The sequence below is a fragment of the Serratia sp. T13T92 genome (genome assembly GCF_047530105.1).
In the GTDB taxonomy this organism is placed as follows: Bacteria; Pseudomonadota; Gammaproteobacteria; order Enterobacterales; family Enterobacteriaceae; genus Chania; species Chania fonticola.
Genome location: NZ_JBLJAK010000020.1, coordinates 74,364 through 92,124 on the forward strand (window position 1 = coordinate 74,364; position 17,761 = coordinate 92,124).

Consider the following 17,761-nt stretch of genomic DNA (forward strand, 5'->3'; position numbering starts at 1 on the left):
CGCTATCCCTAATCCAGCTGGAGGTTTAACTGCTCGGCAACGCTGCGTGGCAGTGCGAAACGGCAGGTTTTCAGCGGATCGACCACCTGACAGATTTGCAGATCGCCGGTGATGCTCAGCAGATTGATGGCGTCGGCCAGCGAGACCTGGCTATAGTCCGCCACGAAGTGCGCCATATTGCGCGTTGCCAATTCGGCCGCCTCGTCCAGCGTTTTGGCGGATGCCAGGGTATATAGCGTATCGGCGGTGCTCATCATTGGGGTTGGCAACGCGCGGTTTTTGACTACGCTCAGGTTCACCACCACTTCGCCGGGAATTTCCAGCCCGCATACCGAGACTTCACCATCGCCCATTGCGGCATGAAGATCGCCGAGCGCAAACAGCGCACCGGGAACGTTAACCGGCAGCCACAGCGTGCAGCCTTCGGTGATGATTTTGCAGTCCATGTTGCCGCCGTGGGCATCTGGTGTACCGCAGGAGACCGGCTCTTCGGCCGGGGCAACGCCAATCACGCCGATCATCGGTTTTAACGGCCAACGCACGCCGCCGGGCAGTAGTGCGAAGCCGTCTTCCAGCGGCACTGTGCGGATCTGAGGTTGTTGAATCTCATCGCCAATGACGCCCAGGCCCGGTGCGGTGACCATGACTGCCTGATGGCTGGTTGGGGTGATACGTTTAATCTCTACCCGTAATACATCGCCGGGGTTCGCATCCTGCACGTAAACCGGCCCGGTAGCCGGGTTGATGCGGCTCCAGTCCAGTTCGGTGAAGGCGGCCTGTTCGGAGGCGATTTGATCCTCGAAGCAGTCACAGGTTTCAAAACAAACGTCGCTGCCGCTGGCAACGGTGGCCACAGGGGCGTTATCGCGCGACATGGCATATACCAGGTGCGTACGTGAGATCTTTTCCATGGTGATTCCTATAATGAATAATGAAGCCTGGTTTTTATTATTTATGGCAATAATGATAATGGGGCGAACCAGCGCCAATTCATCAATAAATCACACCCGCAGGGGCGTAAGCAAGCACGCGAAAGCGCTAGCAGAATGGGCACTTTGGTTGGATTGGCAGGATATGCTTCAAACAATTATCGCAGTGGTTTATTACCCGCAACTCTGGCGGGAATTTCCGCATAATCGATCTGTTAATCCGAATGAATACAGCAGAGTTCTCAGTAGAGAATAGGAATCAAATGAAGGTAAATACTTTCGATAATCAGCATTAATAAAATGAGTAACCGGTTTTATAGCAGTAAACGCTATATATCAGCTAGAGCAAACTTATTACCCTGGAGTGAACTCCAGGGATAAAGGGGAGCCTCAGCGATAGCCCTGATACACTTCCGCCACGCGTTTAAAGTATTCCGTCAGGTAATTGATACACACCTGTACCTTGAGCGGCAGCTTGTCCTTCTCGGTGTACAGTGCGTAAACCGGGCGGGGTTCTGAATGGTAGCGCTTGAACAGGATCTCAATCTCGCCGCGTTTGATCTCTTCGATGACCCACATCAGTGGCGCATAGGCAATCCCGGCCCCGGCCTTGAGCCAACGGATCATGGTTTGTGAATCGTTGGTCACGAAGCGCCCTTGCGGGGAAATACGCGTGCTGATGCCTTCGGGAGCCATCAATTCAAACTCACTGTCTGGCCGTACGCTGTATTCCAACCAGGAAAAATTCACCATATCCGCCGGTTTTTGCGGTGTCCCGTGTTGAGTCAGGTAGCTTTTGGCGGCGCAGACCACCATCGGCATCGAGCCCAGGCGTTTGGAAAACAGGCTGGAGTCCTGCAGTTCGCCGGTGCGGATCACCACGTCCAGGCCGTCGGCAATCAGATCTGGGGCCGGAATACCGGTGACCAGATTAACCGTCAAGCCAGGATATTCTTGCAGCATATCGGCAGTCATGGTCGCCAGGACGTTTTGCGCCATAGTGGAGGAACTGCCGATGCGCAGCGTACCGATGGGCGTGTTGTTCAACGCATAGAGCTGCTCATGGACCTCGGCGGCTTCCTGCAACATGCGGCGGCAGCCCTGATAGTAGATTTTACCGGCTTCGGTCAGGCCGATACTGCGCGTGCTGCGGTTAAGCAGCTTCACCTGTAGATCATTTTCCAGTTTGGACACTGTCTGGCTGATGGATGAAACGCTCATGTCGAGCTGGCGTGCTGCCGCGGTAAATGACCCACATTCAACGACTTTGGCAAACACGGACATCCGTTTTAGTCTTTCCATTGTTCACTCTGGCTTAAAAGTGATTTAGATCACAGATTATAGATGAGTTGATAGTAAGCAGGCTAATATAACGCGTCGGGTGTAAAGATCTTCTGAACGCTTGAGCGTGGTCAGCTATGCCGCGGTATACTGCCGTGGCCGCACGATCCCTCCGGTTATCCATACATTCCCTCTCGCGGAAGCCTGCTGTTAGCTTAACCCTTTTTCAGGTTTATGGCCTGGTCAACTACCAGATCATAACGTTTGGCGTCCGTGCGCTAGAATGTAAATGGAATGTGAAATCAGCAGGGAAAACCCCGGTGTAGTAAACAATTAAGGATAAAGTGATGAGTTTGCTTCCGGTTATGGTCATTTTTGGACTGTCGTTCCCACCGGTATTTTTTGAGCTGTTAGCGTCGTTGGCCCTGTTCTTCGTCATACGCCGCCTGTTGCAGCCGACCGGGATTTACGATTTTGTCTGGCATCCGGCGTTGTTCAATACCGCGCTGTATTGCTGTTTGTTTTATCTGATTTCGTGTCTTTTCGTTTGAGGCTGCTGTGAAAACTCTATCATTAAAAATACTCCGCATTGCCATCACCTTGCTGCTGGTCCTGCTGGCGGCCATCGCCGTGTTCAAGGCCTGGGCGTTTTACACCCAATCGCCGTGGACGCGTGATGCCAAATTCACCGCCGACGTGGTGGCGATTGCTCCTGACGTCAGCGGCTTGCTGACCGACGTGCCGATCACCGACAACCAGTTGGTGAAACAGGGCCAGATCCTGATGGTGATCGACCAGCCACGTTACCAACAGGCACTGGCCGAAGCCAACGCCGATGTGGCCTATTATCAGACGCTGGCGGCAGAGAAGAAGCGTGAAGCGGGCCGCCGTGTACGCTTGGGGATCCAGGCGATGTCACAAGAAGAGATCGACCAATCCAATAACGTGCTGCAAACCGTGCAGCATCAGTTGGCCAAGGCGATCGCCGTGCGCGATCTGGCGCAGCTGGATCTGGAACGGACCACGGTGCGAGCGCCAGCAGACGGTTGGGTCACCAACCTGAACGTCCACGCGGGGGAATTTATCACCCGTGGTTCTACTGCGGTGGCGCTGGTGAAGAAAAACAGTTTCTATGTCATCGCCTATCTGGAAGAAACCAAGCTTGAAGGGCTGAGCAAAGGCGATCGTGCCGAGATCACCCCGCTGGGCAGCAACCGCATTATGCACGGCACCGTCGATAGCCTGGCCGCGGCGGTGAATAACAGCAGCAGTACCCCAAACAGCAAGGGGCTGGCGTCGATCGACAGCAACCTGGAGTGGGTGCGTCTGGCACAGCGCGTACCGGTAAAAATCATCCTCGATGAGAAAGATCAGCAACACTCTTATCCGGCGGGCACCACTGCGACCGTGGTCATTACTGGCAAGAACGATCGTAGCATCGACAGCGGTTCGCCGTTTATCCGGCTGATGCATCGGTTGCGTGAGTTCGGCTAATGAACAGCCCAACCTTTCTGCGTCTGCGGTTTGCCTGCAAGCTCAGCTTTGCGATTGTCTTCGCCCTGTTTGTCGGTTTTCACCTTAATCTGGAAACCCCGCGCTGGTCGGTGCTGACGGCGGCCATTGTGGCTGCCGGCCCGGCCTTTGCCGCCGGGGGGGAACCTTTCTCAGGCGCGATCCGCTATCGTGGCTGGCTGCGTATTATCGGCACCTTTATCGGCTGTTTTGTCGGTTTACTGATTATCGTTACCTGCGCCCGTGCACCGGTGGTGATGCTGATGCTGTGCTGCGTCTGGCTGGGAGTCTGTACCTGGATCTCCTCGTTGGTGAAGGTCGAGAACTCCTACGCCTGGGGGCTGGCGGGCTACACGGCGCTGATTATCATCGTCACCTCCGCAGCCACTACAAACACCACAACCTCACTGTTGGACGCGCCACAGTTCGCCGTAGAGCGCTGTAGCGAGATTGTGCTCGGTATTCTCAGTGCGGTACTGGCCGATCTGCTGTTTTCCCCGCGTTCGATCAAACAGGATATCGATCGTGCGGTGGATAAGCTGCTGGTGGGGCAGTACAAGCTGATGCAGATGTGTATCAGCGATGCCGGGAAAGAGGATATCGACCGTGCCTGGAGCGATCTGGTAAAAAGCACCACCGCCATCAACGGGATGCGTAGCAACCTGATGTTGGAGTCGTCACGTTGGCAGCGGGTCAACAGCCGCTTGCATGCGCTGCATACGCTTTCGCTGACGTTGATCACCCAGGCCTGTGAAACCTACCTGATTTTGCTCAATCATCCGGATGCGGTGAAGGAAAATATCCGCGAGCTGCTGATGGTTCCGGCGGAAACCGCGCAAGAAGTGCATAAACGCCTGAAGCTGGTGCGCCAGGTGTTGGCAACCAATCGTAGCGATGAACATCTGCAAACGGTCACCGGCTGGGTGGGCGCGGCGACGCGCTATCTGCTGGTGGCAAAAGGCGTGCATACCAACAGCGGTATCAACGCGGTAGAAGACGAGATACTGGCCGGGGAAGTGGTGGTGAAGCGGCCGTCGGCGGAAGGCCACCATGCGATGATTAACGGGCTGCGAGCCTGGGCGGCGACCTCAATAGGTTGCCTGTTCTGGCTGTGGACCGGCTGGACGTCCGGCAGCGGCTGTATGGTGATGATCGCCGTCGTGACCGCATTGGCGATGCGCACGCCAAATCCAAAAATGATGGCGCTCGACTTCCTGCTGGGCGTGCTGGTGGCGTTGCCGCTCGGTGCGCTGTTTTATATGTTTATTCTGCCAGAGACCCAGCAAAGCATGTTCTTGCTGTGCCTGAGCCTGGGTATCATGTCCTTTGTCATCGGGATCGAAGTGCAGAAACGCCGTTTGGGATCGCTAGGTACCCTGGCGAGTACTATTAACATCATCGTGTTAAGCAATCCGATGAGTTTCCATGTCTCCTCGTTTATCGACAGCGCCATCGGCCAGATTATCGGCTGCTTTGTGGCGATGATCGTGCTGTTCCTGATCCGTGATACCTCACGTGAGCGCACCGGCCGCACGTTGATGAATCAGTTGGTCAGCAGCGCCGTTTCGGCGTTGACCACCAAGGCGGCGCGCCGTAAGGAAAACCATCTACCTGCGCTCTATCAGCGCCTGAACCAGCTGCTGATGATGTTCCCGAACGACATTGCCAAATACCGGCTGGCACTCAACCTGATTATTGCCCACCAGCGGATGCAGATGACCGAGATCCCGGAGCGGGAAGAGCTTTCGGTGTTCCACAAACAGATCCGCAGCACCGCCGACCACGTGGTCACCGCCAAGAACGATGTGAAGCGGGCTTACTACTACGATCGGTTACTCAAAGAGATGAATGAATATCAACAAAAGCTGGTGGATAACCTCGCTCCGCTTAGCGTCACCGGGCCGGTAAAACGCCTGGCTGATATGCTGCATCGCTACCGTCACGCGCTGATTGATTGATATCTTCACTTTCCCGCCAAAGGCTATACTGCATGGTTTACGTCCCCCGACGACGGGGGCTAAAATGTATGCAGGAAGGCCTCACAAACCATAATAATTCCGTATCAATCGCGGTTTTTGCTCGGGCGTCAGGCCTTTTGGATGCGAAATGGTTACATCTTGGTCATCTTTGATTCATTAATTTTTGCTATATATGCAGGGACGGTATGAATAAACGTACGCTTATTGCGATGTTGATTGCTTTGCTGGTGGCGGGGTTCAGTGCGCTGCAGGGGGAGGGCGATCGGGCACTGACCAACGATTCGACCCCGGCGGCAGAGAGTATTGAACAACTGACGCAGCAGCAGCGGGTGGTCAGCTATGTGCAACAGCACCAGCGCCTGCCTGATTACTACATCACCAAAAAACAGGCTCGTGAGCAGGGTTGGGATGCGCGTGACGGTAATCTGTGCAAGGTACTGCCGGGCAAGGCCATTGGTGGCGACCGTTTTTCCAACCGTGAAGGGCAGTTACCGACCGCCAACAACCGGGTATGGCGCGAAGCGGATATCAACTACCAATGCGGCCGACGCGGTGCCGATCGGCTGTTATATTCCAGTGACGGTCTGATTTATGTCACGCGCGACCATTATAAGAACTTCATGCGGATGGAGTGAGCCGATGGGAAAAATAGAGTTCGATTTTAACCAGATCGCGGACTTGCCAGCGTTCTATCGTCACTTTGCCGAGCGGTTTGCACTGGGTGAAGGATTTGGCGCCAACCTGGACGCGCTGTGGGACGTGGTGACCGGCGACATCAGCCTGCCGGTCGAGATTGAATTTCTCAATCTCAACGCCCGCAGCAAACGCCGCTTTGGTGCCATTATTCTGTTGTTTGAAGAAGCGGAGGAAGAGCTGGAGGGCAACCTGCGGTTCAATATCCGTGAAACGAGCAGCACAGCGACGCATCAGCGGGGATGAACGGGGTCCATCCCGCAGCGATGCCGCTGACGATCACTGTTGTGCCTCTGCCAGCTCTCGTAAGTACTGGAAGATTTGGCGGAATGATTTTGGCGGCTTGTTAGCGGCCTGCTCTTTCTGTGCGTTACGTATCAGGGCGCGCAACTGTTGGCGATCGGCCTGTGGATACAGATCCAGCACGGACGGGATCGCGTCATCACCTTCTGCTACCAGGCGATCGCGTAGCGCTTCCAGCTTGTGGAACAGCGAAACCTGTTGGTTATGGCGGTTCTTCAGCTTGTCGAGCGCGGTCTGGATCGGTTCGACATCACGAGCACGCAGCATTTTGCCGATCAGTTGGATCTGGCGGCGGCGGCCTTCTTTCTTGATCTTCTGCGCCAGTTCGATGGCGGCACGCAGATCTTCATCCAGCGGGATGCGTTCCAAGGCGTTTTTACCCAGTTCAACCAGTTCGGTTCCCAGGTCTTTCAGCGCTTCGGCATCACGTTTAATTTCACTCTTACTGACCCAGATAATCTCGTCATCGTCCTCGTTTTCGTTCTCCGGGACTTCGTCGAGCCAGTCTTCAGGCTGTTTGTTCATGGTAGGCTCCGTTAAAAAGAGGCTAATCCTAACAGGTTGCCGGCTTTATGCGAAATTCCACGCGGTTCCTGTTAGACTCAAAAGTACATCGGGCTGTGGCCAGCGGGCGCAGCCTGAAATTATTTTGGCGCGTTATTGCGCGCAAAACCATGCCGACACGGCACTTTTCTCAACGATTTTCTGATTAAGTATGGCCGATTGATGAAAGTAGTCACCCAAGTTGCAGAGCAGCGCAAAGCGCTGGAACAAGCCGTTTCACAGGCACTGGAGCTGGCACGCGCCGGTTCCGATGCGGCAGAAGTTGCCGTGAGCAAAACCACCGGTATCAGCGTCAGCACCCGCTTCGGCGAAGTGGAGAACGTCGAATTCAATAGCGACGGTGCGTTAGGCATTACCGTCTATTATCAAAACCGTAAAGGCAGTGCCTCTTCCACCGATCTTAATCCGGATGCCATTGCCCGCACCGTGCAGGCGGCGCTGGATATCGCTCGTTACACTTCACCAGATCCCCACGCTGGCCCGGCGGAAAAAGATCTGCTGGCATTTGATGCGCCGGATCTGGACCTGTTCCACCCCACCGAGCTGGATGCCGAACGCGGTATCGAGTTGGCAGCCCGGGCCGAGCAGGCTTCGCTGGCGGCCGACAAGCGGATTACCAATACCGAAGGCGGCAGCTTCAACAGCCATTACGGTATCAAGGTCTTCGGCAACAGCCACGGCATGCTGCAGAGCTATTGCTCCAGCCGTCACTCGCTCTCCAGCTGTGTGATCGCCGAACATGATGGCGATATGGAGCGGGATTACGCCTACACCATTGGCCGGGCGATGGGCGATATGGCCAGCCCTGAGTGGGTTGGTCAGGAATGTGCCCGCCGTACGCTGGCGCGTCTTTCCCCACGCAAGCTGTCAACCATGAAAGCGCCGGTGCTGTTCGCCTCAGAAGTGGCTACTGGTCTGTTTGGCCACCTGGTCGGGGCTATCAGCGGTAGCAGCGTTTATCGCAAATCCACCTTCCTGCTGGATTCGTTGGGTAAACAGATCCTGCCGGAGTGGATGACCATTGAAGAGCATCCGCACTTGCTGAAAGGGTTGGCCTCTACGCCGTTCGACAGCGAAGGCGTACGCACCCAGCGCCGGGACATCGTCAAAGACGGCGTGCTGGAAACCTGGCTGCTGACCAGCTACGCGGCGCGTAAACTGGGGCTGCATAGCACCGGCCACGCGGGCGGGATCCATAACTGGCGCATTGCCGGTCAGGGCGATGACTTTGCGGGCATGCTCAAACAGTTGGGCACCGGTCTGGTGGTCACCGAACTGATGGGGCAGGGCGTCAGCGGGATTACCGGCGATTACTCACGTGGGGCTTCTGGCTTCTGGGTAGAAAACGGTGAGATCCAGTATCCAGTCAGCGAGATCACCATTGCTGGCAATCTGAAAGATATGCTGCGCAATATCGTCAGCATCGGCAGCGATATCGAACTGCGCAGCAATATCCAGTGCGGTTCCGTGCTGCTGCCGGAAATGAAGATCGCAGGGCAGTAATTCCCCTCACCCCAACCCTCTCCCACAGGGAGAGGGAGCTGCTTCAGCGTTGTGGTCAGGTGTGGGACGGTTTCCCCGAGATTGGGTAACTGGCTCTGAGTGGTGTGCAGGGGCTAATTTGTAGCACGTTCCAGTCCCCTCTCCCTTTGGGAGAGGGTTAGGGTGAGGGGTATCTCGGCTCCTCCCAACTCCCCGCTTCAACCTTCCTTACAAATATCAGGTATCGGTTTTACCTTTCCATGCCTATGTTTATAACGGGTTAACTAAAACAATAACTGGAAGGTGAGCATGAAGAAGACATTGAAAGTATTGGCAGCACTGACGCTGCTGGGAGCCAGTTCATGGGTGATGGCAGCCGAACTGGCCGATGACATGGATACCCTGGCCGCCAATTACAAAATTGTATTGAAAACCGACTCCACCGATACCTTCAAGCAGAGCCTGCAGAATATGCGCGCTGCCGCCACGGATGCCCAGAAAGGCACACCGCCGAAGTTGGAAAGTAAAGCGCCAGACAGCCCGGAGATGAAGGAGTTTCGTCAAGGGCTGGCGACGCTGATCGGGCAGATCGATCAGTCAATGGCGCTGGCGAATCAGGGCAAGCTGGAGGACGCGCGCAAAGTGGCTGAGGGCTTCAAGCAAACCCGTGATGCCAATCATAAAAAATTCCGCTAAACGTCAGAACATCCTCGGTGACCGCCGATGGCGGTCATTGCTATCACCCCAGATAAGAAGATGGCGCCAGCCCTAGCACCCGACGGAACATCGCCGAAAAGGCCGCACTGCTCTCATAGCCTAACTCGATTGCTACCTGGGTAACGCTGTTGCCCGCCGCCAGGCGTGCAAGCGCCAATACCACACAGGCTCGTTGACGCCACTGCGAAAACGACATCCCGGTCTGCTTGCGGAAGAAGCGGCTAAAGGTGCGCAGGCTCATATACAGGCTGGCGGCCCAAAGCCCAGGTGGCGCGTGGGCGTCTGGCTGGCGTAAAAAGGCCTGGCACAGAGCGCTGAGCCGGGGATCTTCCGGCAGGGGAATATGCAGCGGCAATGCCTGCATCTGAGTAATCTCATGCAGCAGCAGCGCCACCAAGGCTCCATCCCGTCCTTCCTGTTGATACACCAGCGGCATATCAACGGCGGCCATCAGCAACTGACGCATCAGCGGGGTTACGCTCACCACTTGGCAGACCTCGGCGATGGGCGCGATCAGCGCGTCCGGCTCGATATACAGGCTGCGCGTGCTCACTCCCATCATCCTGACTTCATGTGCGACCTGCGGCGGGATCCATACGGCGCGCTGCGGTGGCACCACCCAATTTCCCTGCCGGGTAAATACCTGCATCACACCGGTAGCCCCATACAGCAACTGCGCGCGCCGGTGGCTATGCAAGGGCAACAGATAGTCCGGCGGATAGTCGGTGCCAATCGCTATCACCGCGCTTGGCGTGTGATCGAGGGAATCAATGGAGGTATTGCGCATAGCCTGCCTTATCATTTTGGCCGAAACGCAATAATAGTTGACCGATGATAGCATGCAAGCCATAACGTGGCCGCCTATCCTGCTGGCTTACCAACGACATTGAGGAGTTGCAGGGGGATGGCTGATATTTTACTGGTGCTGTTTACCGGCTTTTTGACCGGCATGACCACCATTCTGTTTGGTTTTGGCGGTGGCTTTGTGGTGGTGCCCTTCGTCTATCATGTGGTTTCCGCCTCCGGTAATCATGCCGATCAGGCGATGCATATTGCCGTGGCCACCTCGGCGGCGGTCATGATTTTAAACGCCAGCTATGCCAGCGTTACCCAGTGGCGCAGCGGCAATATCTTGCGTGAAACCATCACTCCGCTGATCTTTTATATCGGAGCGGGGGCAGTAATCGGTGCCTTTGCCGCGATGCAGCTTGCAGACACCACCATTCGCGGGCTGTTTATTCTCTATATGGTGGTGACCATTGCCGACTGTCTGCTGCGCAAAGGATTCTTGACCAAACCCGCCAAGACGGCGTTATCCAGGACGACGGTGTGGGTCGGTGGGCCATTAATTGGCGTGATTGCCGCTATGCTGGGGGTGGGGGGCAGCGTGATGACCGTTCCACTGTTACGCCGTCAGGGTTACGACATGAAGCACTGCGTCAGTGCGGCCAATCCGCTATCGATCCCGGTCGCGGTGGTGGCGACAGTCTTGTATAGCTATCTCGGTATGGGGAAGGTGAGCGGGCCGCACTATTTCGGCTATGTGAACCTGTTGATTTTAGGGTTACTGCTGGTGGCGGGTATCGCGGGGATCGTGTTTGCCAAACGGGTGTTGCCCCGCGTAGACGACAGGCTACACGCCAGAATTTACGTGTTGCTGCTGGTGGTAGTGCTGATTGCGATTTGCCTGTAAAGGCGCAAACAGGGCGGCTGAATGGCCGCCCGGAAACCTGACTTAGCGGTGATACTCGCCCGCAGCCTCAGGTTGATACAGCAATTCCAACACTTCAATGCGGGCTTCTTCGCCGTTTGGCAACTGCCAATTGATCTGTTTACCCACGTGCATTCCCAGCAGTGCTGCACCCAGAGGTGCCATCACCGACAGCTGTTCAGCGCTGTCTTTGAGAGAGGCAGGGTAAACCAGCGTGCGCACATGTTCTTCTGAAGTATGCAGATCGCGAAAACGTACGCGGCTGTTCATGGTGACGACGTGTGCAGGGATCTGCGATGCCGGCACAATGTCAGCGCGATCCAGTTCAGCGTTCAGAGCGGCGGCGACGTCAGTATTGGCAAAGGCTGGCTGTGCCAGTAGCGCATCCAGGCGTTCCGCATCCAGCTCATTAATGGTAATGGTTGGTTTGGTCATTCCACTCTCCAGTCCAATCAAAGGGCGCCCTTTCTGCGCCATAAATTCGGAAAACAACACAAAAGCAACACCCCCGCACCTTTGGGAGCGGGGGTGTGAAAAATGTCGGTTTGTCCTACTGATAGTAGGCTGTTAGGGCCGGAAAAGAAAGAGATCTCGATCACGAAGTTTTTTGCGCCGCGACACCAACTGGCAACTCTGCGTTGCAAACTCTTTTTGCAATCTCATTTACTTAGCGTAAAAACCCCCGATTTTGCGAAATGGATCCCCTGGCGTCACTTAATTTCCAGTTCGAACTGGAAAAAAACGCGCTACACAAGCAATGCCCCAAGAGTTAGGGTAAAGACATCAAAGAAAGCGGGTAAAGGTAAAGCGCTTTACCGTTAACGGATAAATAGCTGGATCCAGAGGTGACTGCAAAGTGAATGACGGAACTGCTTCGGTAAGTAACAGGGAACAGACTGACATCAGTGAGGCCGCAACGATTACCACTCAACTGTTGGCCGATATTACGGCCATGTTGGGTGAGGAGAATATTTACACCAATGCGGTGCAACAACAAATGTTGGAATCCCATATCCGTGCAATGGTGTTGCGCTCAATAACGGGTGAGCCCTTGCCGGAAGTTGATAAATCACTGTTTGATGAAATTTCTGCCGGATCGATGCAACTGGCAGAGCGAGTGGTAAATAAGTTTGCCACGCTACCGATTGAAGAGGCGTATCTGCTTTCGGTTCATTTTGAAGTGGCTAAAGATAACGACCAATAACGTTTGATTCATTAAAATTATTCAGGAGAAAAACCCCATGGGACAAATTACTGTAGTGATCGGCGATCGGCTGGGTAAAGGCCAGAAAGTGGGCCAAGGCGTTGAAAATGCAGGTGCCAAGGTGATTGTGATCCCTGGTATGGCGGCGGATATGAAACTGGGTGACGTGATGAAAGCAGAGAATGCGCAACTGGGCATTTCCTTCTGCGGCAGCGGCGGGGCTGGGGCGATCACCGCACAAACCAAATATGGTTATAAATCCAGATATGGTATGCGTTCAATCGAAGAAGGCGTGACGGCAATTAACGAAGGCTGCAACGTATTAGGCTTTGGCTTTATGGATAAAGAAGAATTAGGCCAGCGGCTAGTGGAAGCGTATGTCAAAAAATACGGCAATCCGTAATGAAAGAAACTTATACCACCTCGGTTAACGTGGAGGGCAAAGGCGATAGTAAAGCTAAAGCCTTTGCCGGTGCATTAGCTAATGTACAGGGCGTGATTTTAAAATCCACCAATAATGTTCTGCTGCGTATCGAACCGCAGGATGTCAAAATATTAAAGGCGGAAGAGAGAACCACTAAAGAAAAATTTCTTTTCTTCTTCCTGGCGCGTGAAAGAAAAAGCTATGCCGTTTCATTAGAAATAACCGTGAACGTGACGATCATCAATACCGAAAAGGTGGTCTTCACCCAGAAATAAAAACGTTATATCCGTCGTGTTTCAAGCTATAGCCGCTATGGCTGCGTCTTGGGATCCACTGGGCATGACATAAGAAGGATATTCTGATGTTTTTAATCATCTTATTTAAGTCGATTATTATCGGCGGGCTGGTTGGCGTCGGTGTAGGGGCCGGTGCCGCACGTATGTTCCACGCACCGACGACGCAGGGTATGGGAGCATTCCGTACCTTGGGTGAGCTGAATTCCTGCGAAGGCGATCCGGCTTCTCATTTCTCATTTGGTCTGGGCTTTTTCTTCAACGCCTGGGCGTCTTCTGTGGCGGCGGGGGCCTTCACGCAGGACGTTGACCATCGCATCATTCCTAACTGGGGCGCTGCAGCCCTGATGATCAAAAACCGCAACGTTGCGGAAACCATGCACGATCCAAAAAAGATGGCTATCGCGTGTGGGATCATCGGCATTTTGGTCGTGGCCTTCCTTAACACCACCGCTTCGGCAGTGCCTGCGGCCTTGCAGGTTACGGCCATCAAAGTCTTGGTTCCCGCGGCCAACCTGCTGGTGAACACCGTCATGCCGGTGATTTTCTGGCTGGCGGCGATTGAAGCGGGCAAACGTTCTGGCTTCTGGGGCACCATCTTCGGTGGTCTGGCGCAGTTGATCATGGGTAATGCCGTACCAGGTCTGGTGCTGGGTATCCTGATTGGCAAGGGCGTTGAAGAAAGCGGCTGGAACAAAGTCACCAAGATCATGATGGTGGCGATTGTGCTGCTGTTCGTGCTGAGCGGCTTCTTCCGCGGCTTTGATATGAAAGTTCTCGAATCCTTCAGCCTGGGCGTGCCTGGCTGGCTGGATGCCATTCATAACACCCTGAGCGGAAAATAAGGAGCTGAATGATGGAAGCACAAGCAGACAAAGGCTTCTGGTATGCCGACTGGTCGTTCCCGATTTTTGTTGGCCTGCTCTCGTCCGGCGTGTTCGCCGGGACACACATGTATTACCTGTATGGCATCGGCGCGTTTAACGAAGTGGCTTTCGTTTCCATGCTGCGTGCCGGGATGGACACCGGGGTTTACGGTGCGGTGGCGGCGTTCGGTGCCAGCTTCCTGTTCGCCCGTATTATCGAAGGTTCTCTGGTAGGGATCCTGGATATTGGCGGGGCGATCCAGACCGGGGTTGGCCTGGGTGTTCCTGCGCTGTTGCTGGGCGCGGGGATTGTTTTCCCGGTAGCCAACTTTGCCGCCTCGCTGGTCACTGGCCTGGTCATTGGCTTGGCGATTGGTTACCTGATTATCCTGGCGCGTAAATTTACCATCAATCAGAGCAACTCCACCTATGGGGCGGACGTGATGATGGGGGCGGGTAACTCTTCCGGGCGTTTCCTTGGGCCGTTGATCATCCTGTCTGCCATGGCCGCTTCGATCCCGATCGGTCTGGGATCCCTGCTGGGCGCGCTGTTGTTCTACATCTGGGGCAAGCCGATCACCGGCGGCGCGATCCTGGGGGCCATGATCTTGGGGGCATTCTTCCCGGTAGCCATTTCTTAATCAAGTCCCAAGCCCTGGGTTAACCACCCAGGGTTTGGCAAGGAGTAGCGAAGTATGTATGACCTAATCATCCGGCGCGCCAGGCTGGTGGACGACACACTGGCCGATGTGGCTATTGAGGCGGGTAAGATTGCCGTCGTCGGGCAGTTGGCGGCTGATGCCAGTGCCCACAAACAACTGGATCTGGCGGGGAACTACCGCCTGAGCGCTGGCTGGATCGACTCTCACGTACACTGTTATCCCTCTTCACCGATTTATCATGACGACCCCGATCTGGTGGGCGTGAGCAGTGGCGTCACCTCGGTGGTGGATGCTGGCAGCACCGGCACCGACGATATCGATGAATTCTATGCCCTGACGCGCAGCGCCAAAACCAACGTCTTTGCCTTCCTCAATATCTCTCGCATTGGTTTGCTAAGGCAGAATGAACTGGCCGATATGGCGGATATCAATAAGCAGCAGGTCAAACAGGCCATCGATGGCAAGCCGGGATTTATCATTGGTATCAAGGCGCGTATGAGCAGCAGCGTCGTGGGCCAGAACGGCACCAAACCGTTGGTATTGGCTAAAGAGATCCAACAGGAAAACCAGCAACTGCCGCTGATGGTGCATATTGGCAATAACCCGCCGGATCTGGACGAGATCGCCGATCTGCTGACCCAGGGCGACATCATCACTCACTGCTACAACGGTAAACCGAACCGCATTCTGACCCCGGCAGGTACGCTGCGCGAGTCGATCCAACGCGCGTTAAAACGTGGCGTGTTACTTGATGTAGGCCACGGCTCGGCCAGCTTCAGCTTTGAGGTTGCCCGCCAGGCCATTGCGCTGGGGATCTTCCCGCACACCATCAGTTCCGATATCTACTGCCGTAACCGTCTGGCTGGCCCCGTGCACAGCCTGGCGACGGTAATGTCCAAATTCTTTACCGTTGGGCTTTCTCTGGCGCAGGTCATTGGCTGTGTGACGGAAAATGCCGCTGCGGCGTTGCGCCTGACCACCAAGGGGCAGTTGAAACCCGGCTTTGATGCCGACCTGACCATTTTTGATCTTCGCCAGGGGCCGCAGGTGTTTGCCGACTCCGAAGGGGAGTCCGTGAATGGCGAACAACTGTTGGTACCGCTGGCTGCCGTGGTAGCCGGAGAAGTCCTATTAACCGATCAAGGAAAAGCCGCTCATGTCTTCAGTCTATGAAAAATATAACTTAAAGCAGGTGATCAATACTTCCGGTCGCATGACCATTCTCGGCGTTTCTACGCCACGCCAGGAGGTGATTGACGCCGTGGATTACGGCCTGAATCATTACTTTGAAATCAAGGATCTGGTCAACAAGACCGGCGCCTATATTGCTGGCCTGCTGAATGTGGAAGACGCGGTGATTGTTTCCTGCGCCTCTGCCGGTATTGCCCAGTCGGTGGCGGCGGTGATCGTCAAGGACAACGCCAACCTGTTGGTCAACCTGCATTCCGCTACGGTGAACGAGCCGCGCGAGATCGTGTTGCCGCGTGGCCATAACGTCAACTTTGGTGCGCCGGTGGATACCATGGTCGCCCTTGGCGGCGGTAAGGTGGTGGAAGCGGGTTATGCCAACGAATGCTCCCCTGAACAGATCGAAGCCAGCATCACCCCGCAGACTGCCGCCATCCTGTACGTCAAGTCTCACCACTGCGTGCAGAAAAGCATTCTCTCCGTCGAACAGGCAGCCGTGGTGGCACGTAAGCATAACCTGCCGCTGATCGTCGATGCCGCTGCTGAAGAAGATTTGATGTGTTACTACCAGATGGGGGCCGACCTGGTGATCTACAGCGGTGCCAAGGCCATCGAAGGGCCCACCAGCGGGCTGGTGATCGGCAAGAAGCAATACGTAGAGTGGGTGAAGCAGCAGTCAGGCGGTATTGGCCGGGCGATGAAAGTGGGCAAAGAGGGCATCCTTGGCCTGACGCAGGCTATTGAAAGCTACCTGACGTCGGAGAAAACCACTGGTGCGCAAATGGTAGAGCGCATGACGCCGTTTATCAGCCAACTGAATACCCTGAATGGCATCAGCGCCAAAACCGTCTGGGACAGCGCAGGGCGCGATATTGCCCGCGTTGAAATTACCTTTGATGAAGCGGTGTTGGGGATGTCGACTGTGGAAATCGTCCAGCGGCTGAAAACCGGTGATATCGCCATCTATTTCCGTGGCTACAAGGCCAACGAAGGCAAGATTGAGGTGGATGTCCGCAGCGTGAACGAGCAGCAGCTGATGACCGTCTTTACCTGTATTAAAAATCTGTTTACGGAGAACCAAGCATGAAGCTTAAGCCTAATTACTATAAAGACCGTGTTTGCCTCAACGTGCTGGCTGGCTCAAAAGCCAACGCGCAGGACATCTATAATGCGGCGCAGGGGCACGTGCTGGTGGGCGTTCTTTCCAAAAACTATCCAGACGTTGAGAGTGCCGTGACGGATATGTCACGTTATGCACGCCTGATCGAGAACGCGCTTTCCGTGGGCCTGGGGGCTGGCGATCCCAAGCAGTCGAATATGGTCAGCCTGATCTCCGAGCAAGTCCAACCCCAGCATGTTAACCAGGTATTCACCGGCGTCGGTGCCAGCCGTGCATTGCTGAAGCAAAACCAAACCGTGGTGAACGGCCTGGTCTCTCCGACCGGCCGCGTGGGCTGGGTGAAGATTTCCACCGGGCCGCTGAGTGCTCTGGCAGCGGATGGCATCGTGCCGGTAGAGACCGCGATTGCGTTGTTGAAAGATATGGGCGGCAGCTCGATTAAGTATTTCCCGATGGGTGGCCTGAAGCATCAGGACGAATATGAGTACGTGGCGAAAGCCTGTGCCGAGCATGACTTTATGCTGGAACCGACCGGGGGTATCGATCTGGAAAACTTCGAACCGATCCTGGAGATTGCGTTGAAAGCCGGTGTTAAGCAGGTGATCCCGCATATCTACAGCTCCATCATTGATTCCACCAGTGGCGATACTCGCCCGCAAGATGTCAAAACTCTGCTGGAGATCACCAAGCGGCTGGTGGGGTAAATCCGTTGCCCCTCACCCCAACCCTTATGTCTTGATCTTCTCCGCCTTAGCGGAGAAGATCCCCGACTGATCATCGGGAGATAGCCGGTGAGCTCCCCCTAACCCTAGTGCCTATGAGCCCGTGGGAGA

General features: G+C 55.1%; 22 protein-coding genes. 17 read left to right on the forward strand and 5 right to left on the reverse strand.

Annotation, left to right across the window (positions count from 1 at the left end; all coding sequences use genetic code 11):
- Nucleotides 1-8: 8 nt before the first annotated feature.
- A complete protein-coding gene (locus ACMV5I_RS18245; protein WP_121607950.1) occupies nt 9-911 on the reverse strand; it encodes an acetamidase/formamidase family protein in 903 nt (300 codons plus the stop codon).
- A 13-nt stretch (nt 912-924) separates the two neighbouring features.
- Between ACMV5I_RS18245 and ACMV5I_RS18250 the strand changes: the two genes are divergently transcribed.
- The gene (locus ACMV5I_RS18250) at nt 925-1,185 is read left to right on the forward strand and encodes a hypothetical protein (protein ID WP_414824997.1); all 261 of its coding nucleotides are present in this window, start codon (nt 925-927) and stop codon (nt 1,183-1,185) included.
- 134 nt (nt 1,186-1,319) lie between these two features.
- Here the strand turns inward: ACMV5I_RS18250 and aaeR are convergent, their stop codons facing one another.
- Nucleotides 1,320-2,231, reverse strand: coding sequence for an HTH-type transcriptional activator AaeR (gene aaeR / locus ACMV5I_RS18255; RefSeq protein WP_024483740.1), 912 nt, complete (start codon nt 2,229-2,231; stop codon nt 1,320-1,322).
- A gap of 326 nt (nt 2,232-2,557) precedes the next feature.
- Between aaeR and aaeX the strand changes: the two genes are divergently transcribed.
- The 5 genes from aaeX (at nt 2,558) to ACMV5I_RS18280 (ending at nt 6,640) form a co-directional block, all read left to right on the forward strand.
- Complete coding sequence (aaeX, locus tag ACMV5I_RS18260; protein ID WP_021180732.1) at nt 2,558-2,761, forward strand: p-hydroxybenzoic acid efflux pump operon protein AaeX; 204 nt, start codon at nt 2,558-2,560, stop codon at nt 2,759-2,761.
- 7 nt (nt 2,762-2,768) lie between these two features.
- Nucleotides 2,769-3,704: a p-hydroxybenzoic acid efflux pump subunit AaeA gene (aaeA, locus tag ACMV5I_RS18265; protein WP_202810748.1), complete on the forward strand. Its 936-nt coding sequence runs from the start codon at nt 2,769-2,771 to the stop codon at nt 3,702-3,704.
- Nucleotides 3,704-5,680: a p-hydroxybenzoic acid efflux pump subunit AaeB gene (gene aaeB / locus ACMV5I_RS18270; protein WP_414824998.1), complete on the forward strand. Its 1,977-nt coding sequence runs from the start codon at nt 3,704-3,706 to the stop codon at nt 5,678-5,680. Before aaeA ends, aaeB begins: the two co-directional genes overlap by 1 nt.
- A 206-nt stretch (nt 5,681-5,886) precedes the next feature.
- Entirely contained in the window at nt 5,887-6,336 is a 450-nt protein-coding gene (locus ACMV5I_RS18275; RefSeq protein WP_284121808.1) for a ribonuclease, read from the forward strand.
- 4 nt (nt 6,337-6,340) lie between these two features.
- A complete protein-coding gene (locus ACMV5I_RS18280; RefSeq protein ID WP_021180728.1) occupies nt 6,341-6,640 on the forward strand; it encodes a barstar family protein in 300 nt (99 codons plus the stop codon).
- A 33-nt stretch (nt 6,641-6,673) separates the two neighbouring features.
- Here the strand turns inward: ACMV5I_RS18280 and yjgA are convergent, their stop codons facing one another.
- A complete protein-coding gene (gene yjgA, locus ACMV5I_RS18285; RefSeq protein WP_021180727.1) occupies nt 6,674-7,222 on the reverse strand; it encodes a ribosome biogenesis factor YjgA in 549 nt (182 codons plus the stop codon).
- 201 nt (nt 7,223-7,423) lie between these two features.
- Here yjgA and pmbA point away from each other — a divergent pair, with 201 nt between their 5' ends.
- Together pmbA and cybC are read left to right on the forward strand one after the other, a co-directional pair.
- Nucleotides 7,424-8,764: a metalloprotease PmbA gene (gene pmbA, locus ACMV5I_RS18290; RefSeq protein ID WP_024483736.1), complete on the forward strand. Its 1,341-nt coding sequence runs from the start codon at nt 7,424-7,426 to the stop codon at nt 8,762-8,764.
- A gap of 288 nt (nt 8,765-9,052) precedes the next feature.
- Complete coding sequence (cybC, locus tag ACMV5I_RS18295; protein ID WP_414824999.1) at nt 9,053-9,439, forward strand: cytochrome b562; 387 nt, start codon at nt 9,053-9,055, stop codon at nt 9,437-9,439.
- 43 nt (nt 9,440-9,482) lie between these two features.
- Here cybC and ACMV5I_RS18300 read toward each other — a convergent pair whose 3' ends face one another.
- Nucleotides 9,483-10,247, reverse strand: coding sequence for an AraC family transcriptional regulator (locus ACMV5I_RS18300; protein ID WP_414825000.1), 765 nt, complete (start codon nt 10,245-10,247; stop codon nt 9,483-9,485).
- A 117-nt stretch (nt 10,248-10,364) separates the two neighbouring features.
- Between ACMV5I_RS18300 and ACMV5I_RS18305 the strand changes: the two genes are divergently transcribed.
- Complete coding sequence (locus ACMV5I_RS18305; protein ID WP_174333681.1) at nt 10,365-11,153, forward strand: sulfite exporter TauE/SafE family protein; 789 nt, start codon at nt 10,365-10,367, stop codon at nt 11,151-11,153.
- A gap of 42 nt (nt 11,154-11,195) precedes the next feature.
- Here the strand turns inward: ACMV5I_RS18305 and rnk are convergent, their stop codons facing one another.
- The gene (gene rnk, locus ACMV5I_RS18310; RefSeq protein ID WP_021180723.1) at nt 11,196-11,606 is read right to left on the reverse strand and encodes a nucleoside diphosphate kinase regulator; all 411 of its coding nucleotides are present in this window, start codon (nt 11,604-11,606) and stop codon (nt 11,196-11,198) included.
- Between the two features lie 421 nt (nt 11,607-12,027).
- Between rnk and ACMV5I_RS18315 the strand changes: the two genes are divergently transcribed.
- The 8 genes from ACMV5I_RS18315 to dagF all read left to right on the forward strand — a co-directional run bounded on the left by ACMV5I_RS18315 (nt 12,028) and on the right by dagF (nt 17,632).
- Nucleotides 12,028-12,375: a glycine dehydrogenase gene (locus ACMV5I_RS18315; protein WP_024483732.1), complete on the forward strand. Its 348-nt coding sequence runs from the start codon at nt 12,028-12,030 to the stop codon at nt 12,373-12,375.
- 37 nt (nt 12,376-12,412) lie between these two features.
- A complete protein-coding gene (locus tag ACMV5I_RS18320) occupies nt 12,413-12,778 on the forward strand; it encodes a glycine-rich SFCGS family protein (RefSeq protein WP_021180720.1) in 366 nt (121 codons plus the stop codon).
- A complete protein-coding gene (locus ACMV5I_RS18325; protein ID WP_024483731.1) occupies nt 12,778-13,074 on the forward strand; it encodes a DUF4312 family protein in 297 nt (98 codons plus the stop codon). The genes ACMV5I_RS18320 and ACMV5I_RS18325 overlap by 1 nt, the downstream gene beginning before the upstream one ends.
- 86 nt (nt 13,075-13,160) lie before the next feature.
- On the forward strand, nt 13,161-13,937 hold the full coding sequence (locus ACMV5I_RS18330) for a DUF4311 domain-containing protein (RefSeq protein WP_021180718.1): 777 nt from the start codon (nt 13,161-13,163) through the stop codon (nt 13,935-13,937).
- 11 nt (nt 13,938-13,948) lie between these two features.
- Nucleotides 13,949-14,599 carry a DUF4310 family protein gene (locus tag ACMV5I_RS18335; RefSeq protein ID WP_024483730.1) on the forward strand — a complete coding sequence of 217 codons (651 nt, stop codon included), beginning with the start codon at nt 13,949-13,951 and terminating at the stop codon, nt 14,597-14,599.
- Between the two features lie 54 nt (nt 14,600-14,653).
- Complete coding sequence (locus ACMV5I_RS18340) at nt 14,654-15,793, forward strand: amidohydrolase/deacetylase family metallohydrolase (RefSeq protein WP_121607944.1); 1,140 nt, start codon at nt 14,654-14,656, stop codon at nt 15,791-15,793.
- Nucleotides 15,777-16,895, forward strand: coding sequence for a DgaE family pyridoxal phosphate-dependent ammonia lyase (locus tag ACMV5I_RS18345; RefSeq protein WP_121607943.1), 1,119 nt, complete (start codon nt 15,777-15,779; stop codon nt 16,893-16,895). Before ACMV5I_RS18340 ends, ACMV5I_RS18345 begins: the two co-directional genes overlap by 17 nt.
- Entirely contained in the window at nt 16,892-17,632 is a 741-nt protein-coding gene (dagF, locus tag ACMV5I_RS18350) for a 2-dehydro-3-deoxy-phosphogluconate aldolase (protein WP_414825001.1), read from the forward strand. The genes ACMV5I_RS18345 and dagF overlap by 4 nt, the downstream gene beginning before the upstream one ends.
- The last annotated feature ends 129 nt before the right edge of the window (nt 17,633-17,761 follow it).

Coding starts and splice junctions, on each gene's coding strand:
- ACMV5I_RS18245 (WP_121607950.1), bottom strand. CDS start 911: ATGGAAAAGATCTCACGTACGCACCTGGTATATGCCATGTCGCGCGAT.
- ACMV5I_RS18250 (WP_414824997.1), top strand. CDS start 925: ATGAATAATGAAGCCTGGTTTTTATTATTTATGGCAATAATGATAATG.
- aaeR (WP_024483740.1), bottom strand. CDS start 2,231: ATGGAAAGACTAAAACGGATGTCCGTGTTTGCCAAAGTCGTTGAATGT.
- aaeX (WP_021180732.1), top strand. CDS start 2,558: ATGAGTTTGCTTCCGGTTATGGTCATTTTTGGACTGTCGTTCCCACCG.
- aaeB (WP_414824998.1), top strand. CDS start 3,704: ATGAACAGCCCAACCTTTCTGCGTCTGCGGTTTGCCTGCAAGCTCAGC.
- ACMV5I_RS18275 (WP_284121808.1), top strand. CDS start 5,887: ATGAATAAACGTACGCTTATTGCGATGTTGATTGCTTTGCTGGTGGCG.
- ACMV5I_RS18280 (WP_021180728.1), top strand. CDS start 6,341: ATGGGAAAAATAGAGTTCGATTTTAACCAGATCGCGGACTTGCCAGCG.
- yjgA (WP_021180727.1), bottom strand. CDS start 7,222: ATGAACAAACAGCCTGAAGACTGGCTCGACGAAGTCCCGGAGAACGAA.
- pmbA (WP_024483736.1), top strand. CDS start 7,424: ATGAAAGTAGTCACCCAAGTTGCAGAGCAGCGCAAAGCGCTGGAACAA.
- cybC (WP_414824999.1), top strand. CDS start 9,053: ATGAAGAAGACATTGAAAGTATTGGCAGCACTGACGCTGCTGGGAGCC.
- ACMV5I_RS18300 (WP_414825000.1), bottom strand. CDS start 10,247: ATGCGCAATACCTCCATTGATTCCCTCGATCACACGCCAAGCGCGGTG.
- ACMV5I_RS18305 (WP_174333681.1), top strand. CDS start 10,365: ATGGCTGATATTTTACTGGTGCTGTTTACCGGCTTTTTGACCGGCATG.
- rnk (WP_021180723.1), bottom strand. CDS start 11,606: ATGACCAAACCAACCATTACCATTAATGAGCTGGATGCGGAACGCCTG.
- ACMV5I_RS18320 (WP_021180720.1), top strand. CDS start 12,413: ATGGGACAAATTACTGTAGTGATCGGCGATCGGCTGGGTAAAGGCCAG.
- ACMV5I_RS18325 (WP_024483731.1), top strand. CDS start 12,778: ATGAAAGAAACTTATACCACCTCGGTTAACGTGGAGGGCAAAGGCGAT.
- ACMV5I_RS18330 (WP_021180718.1), top strand. CDS start 13,161: ATGTTTTTAATCATCTTATTTAAGTCGATTATTATCGGCGGGCTGGTT.
- ACMV5I_RS18335 (WP_024483730.1), top strand. CDS start 13,949: ATGGAAGCACAAGCAGACAAAGGCTTCTGGTATGCCGACTGGTCGTTC.
- ACMV5I_RS18340 (WP_121607944.1), top strand. CDS start 14,654: ATGTATGACCTAATCATCCGGCGCGCCAGGCTGGTGGACGACACACTG.
- ACMV5I_RS18345 (WP_121607943.1), top strand. CDS start 15,777: ATGTCTTCAGTCTATGAAAAATATAACTTAAAGCAGGTGATCAATACT.
- dagF (WP_414825001.1), top strand. CDS start 16,892: ATGAAGCTTAAGCCTAATTACTATAAAGACCGTGTTTGCCTCAACGTG.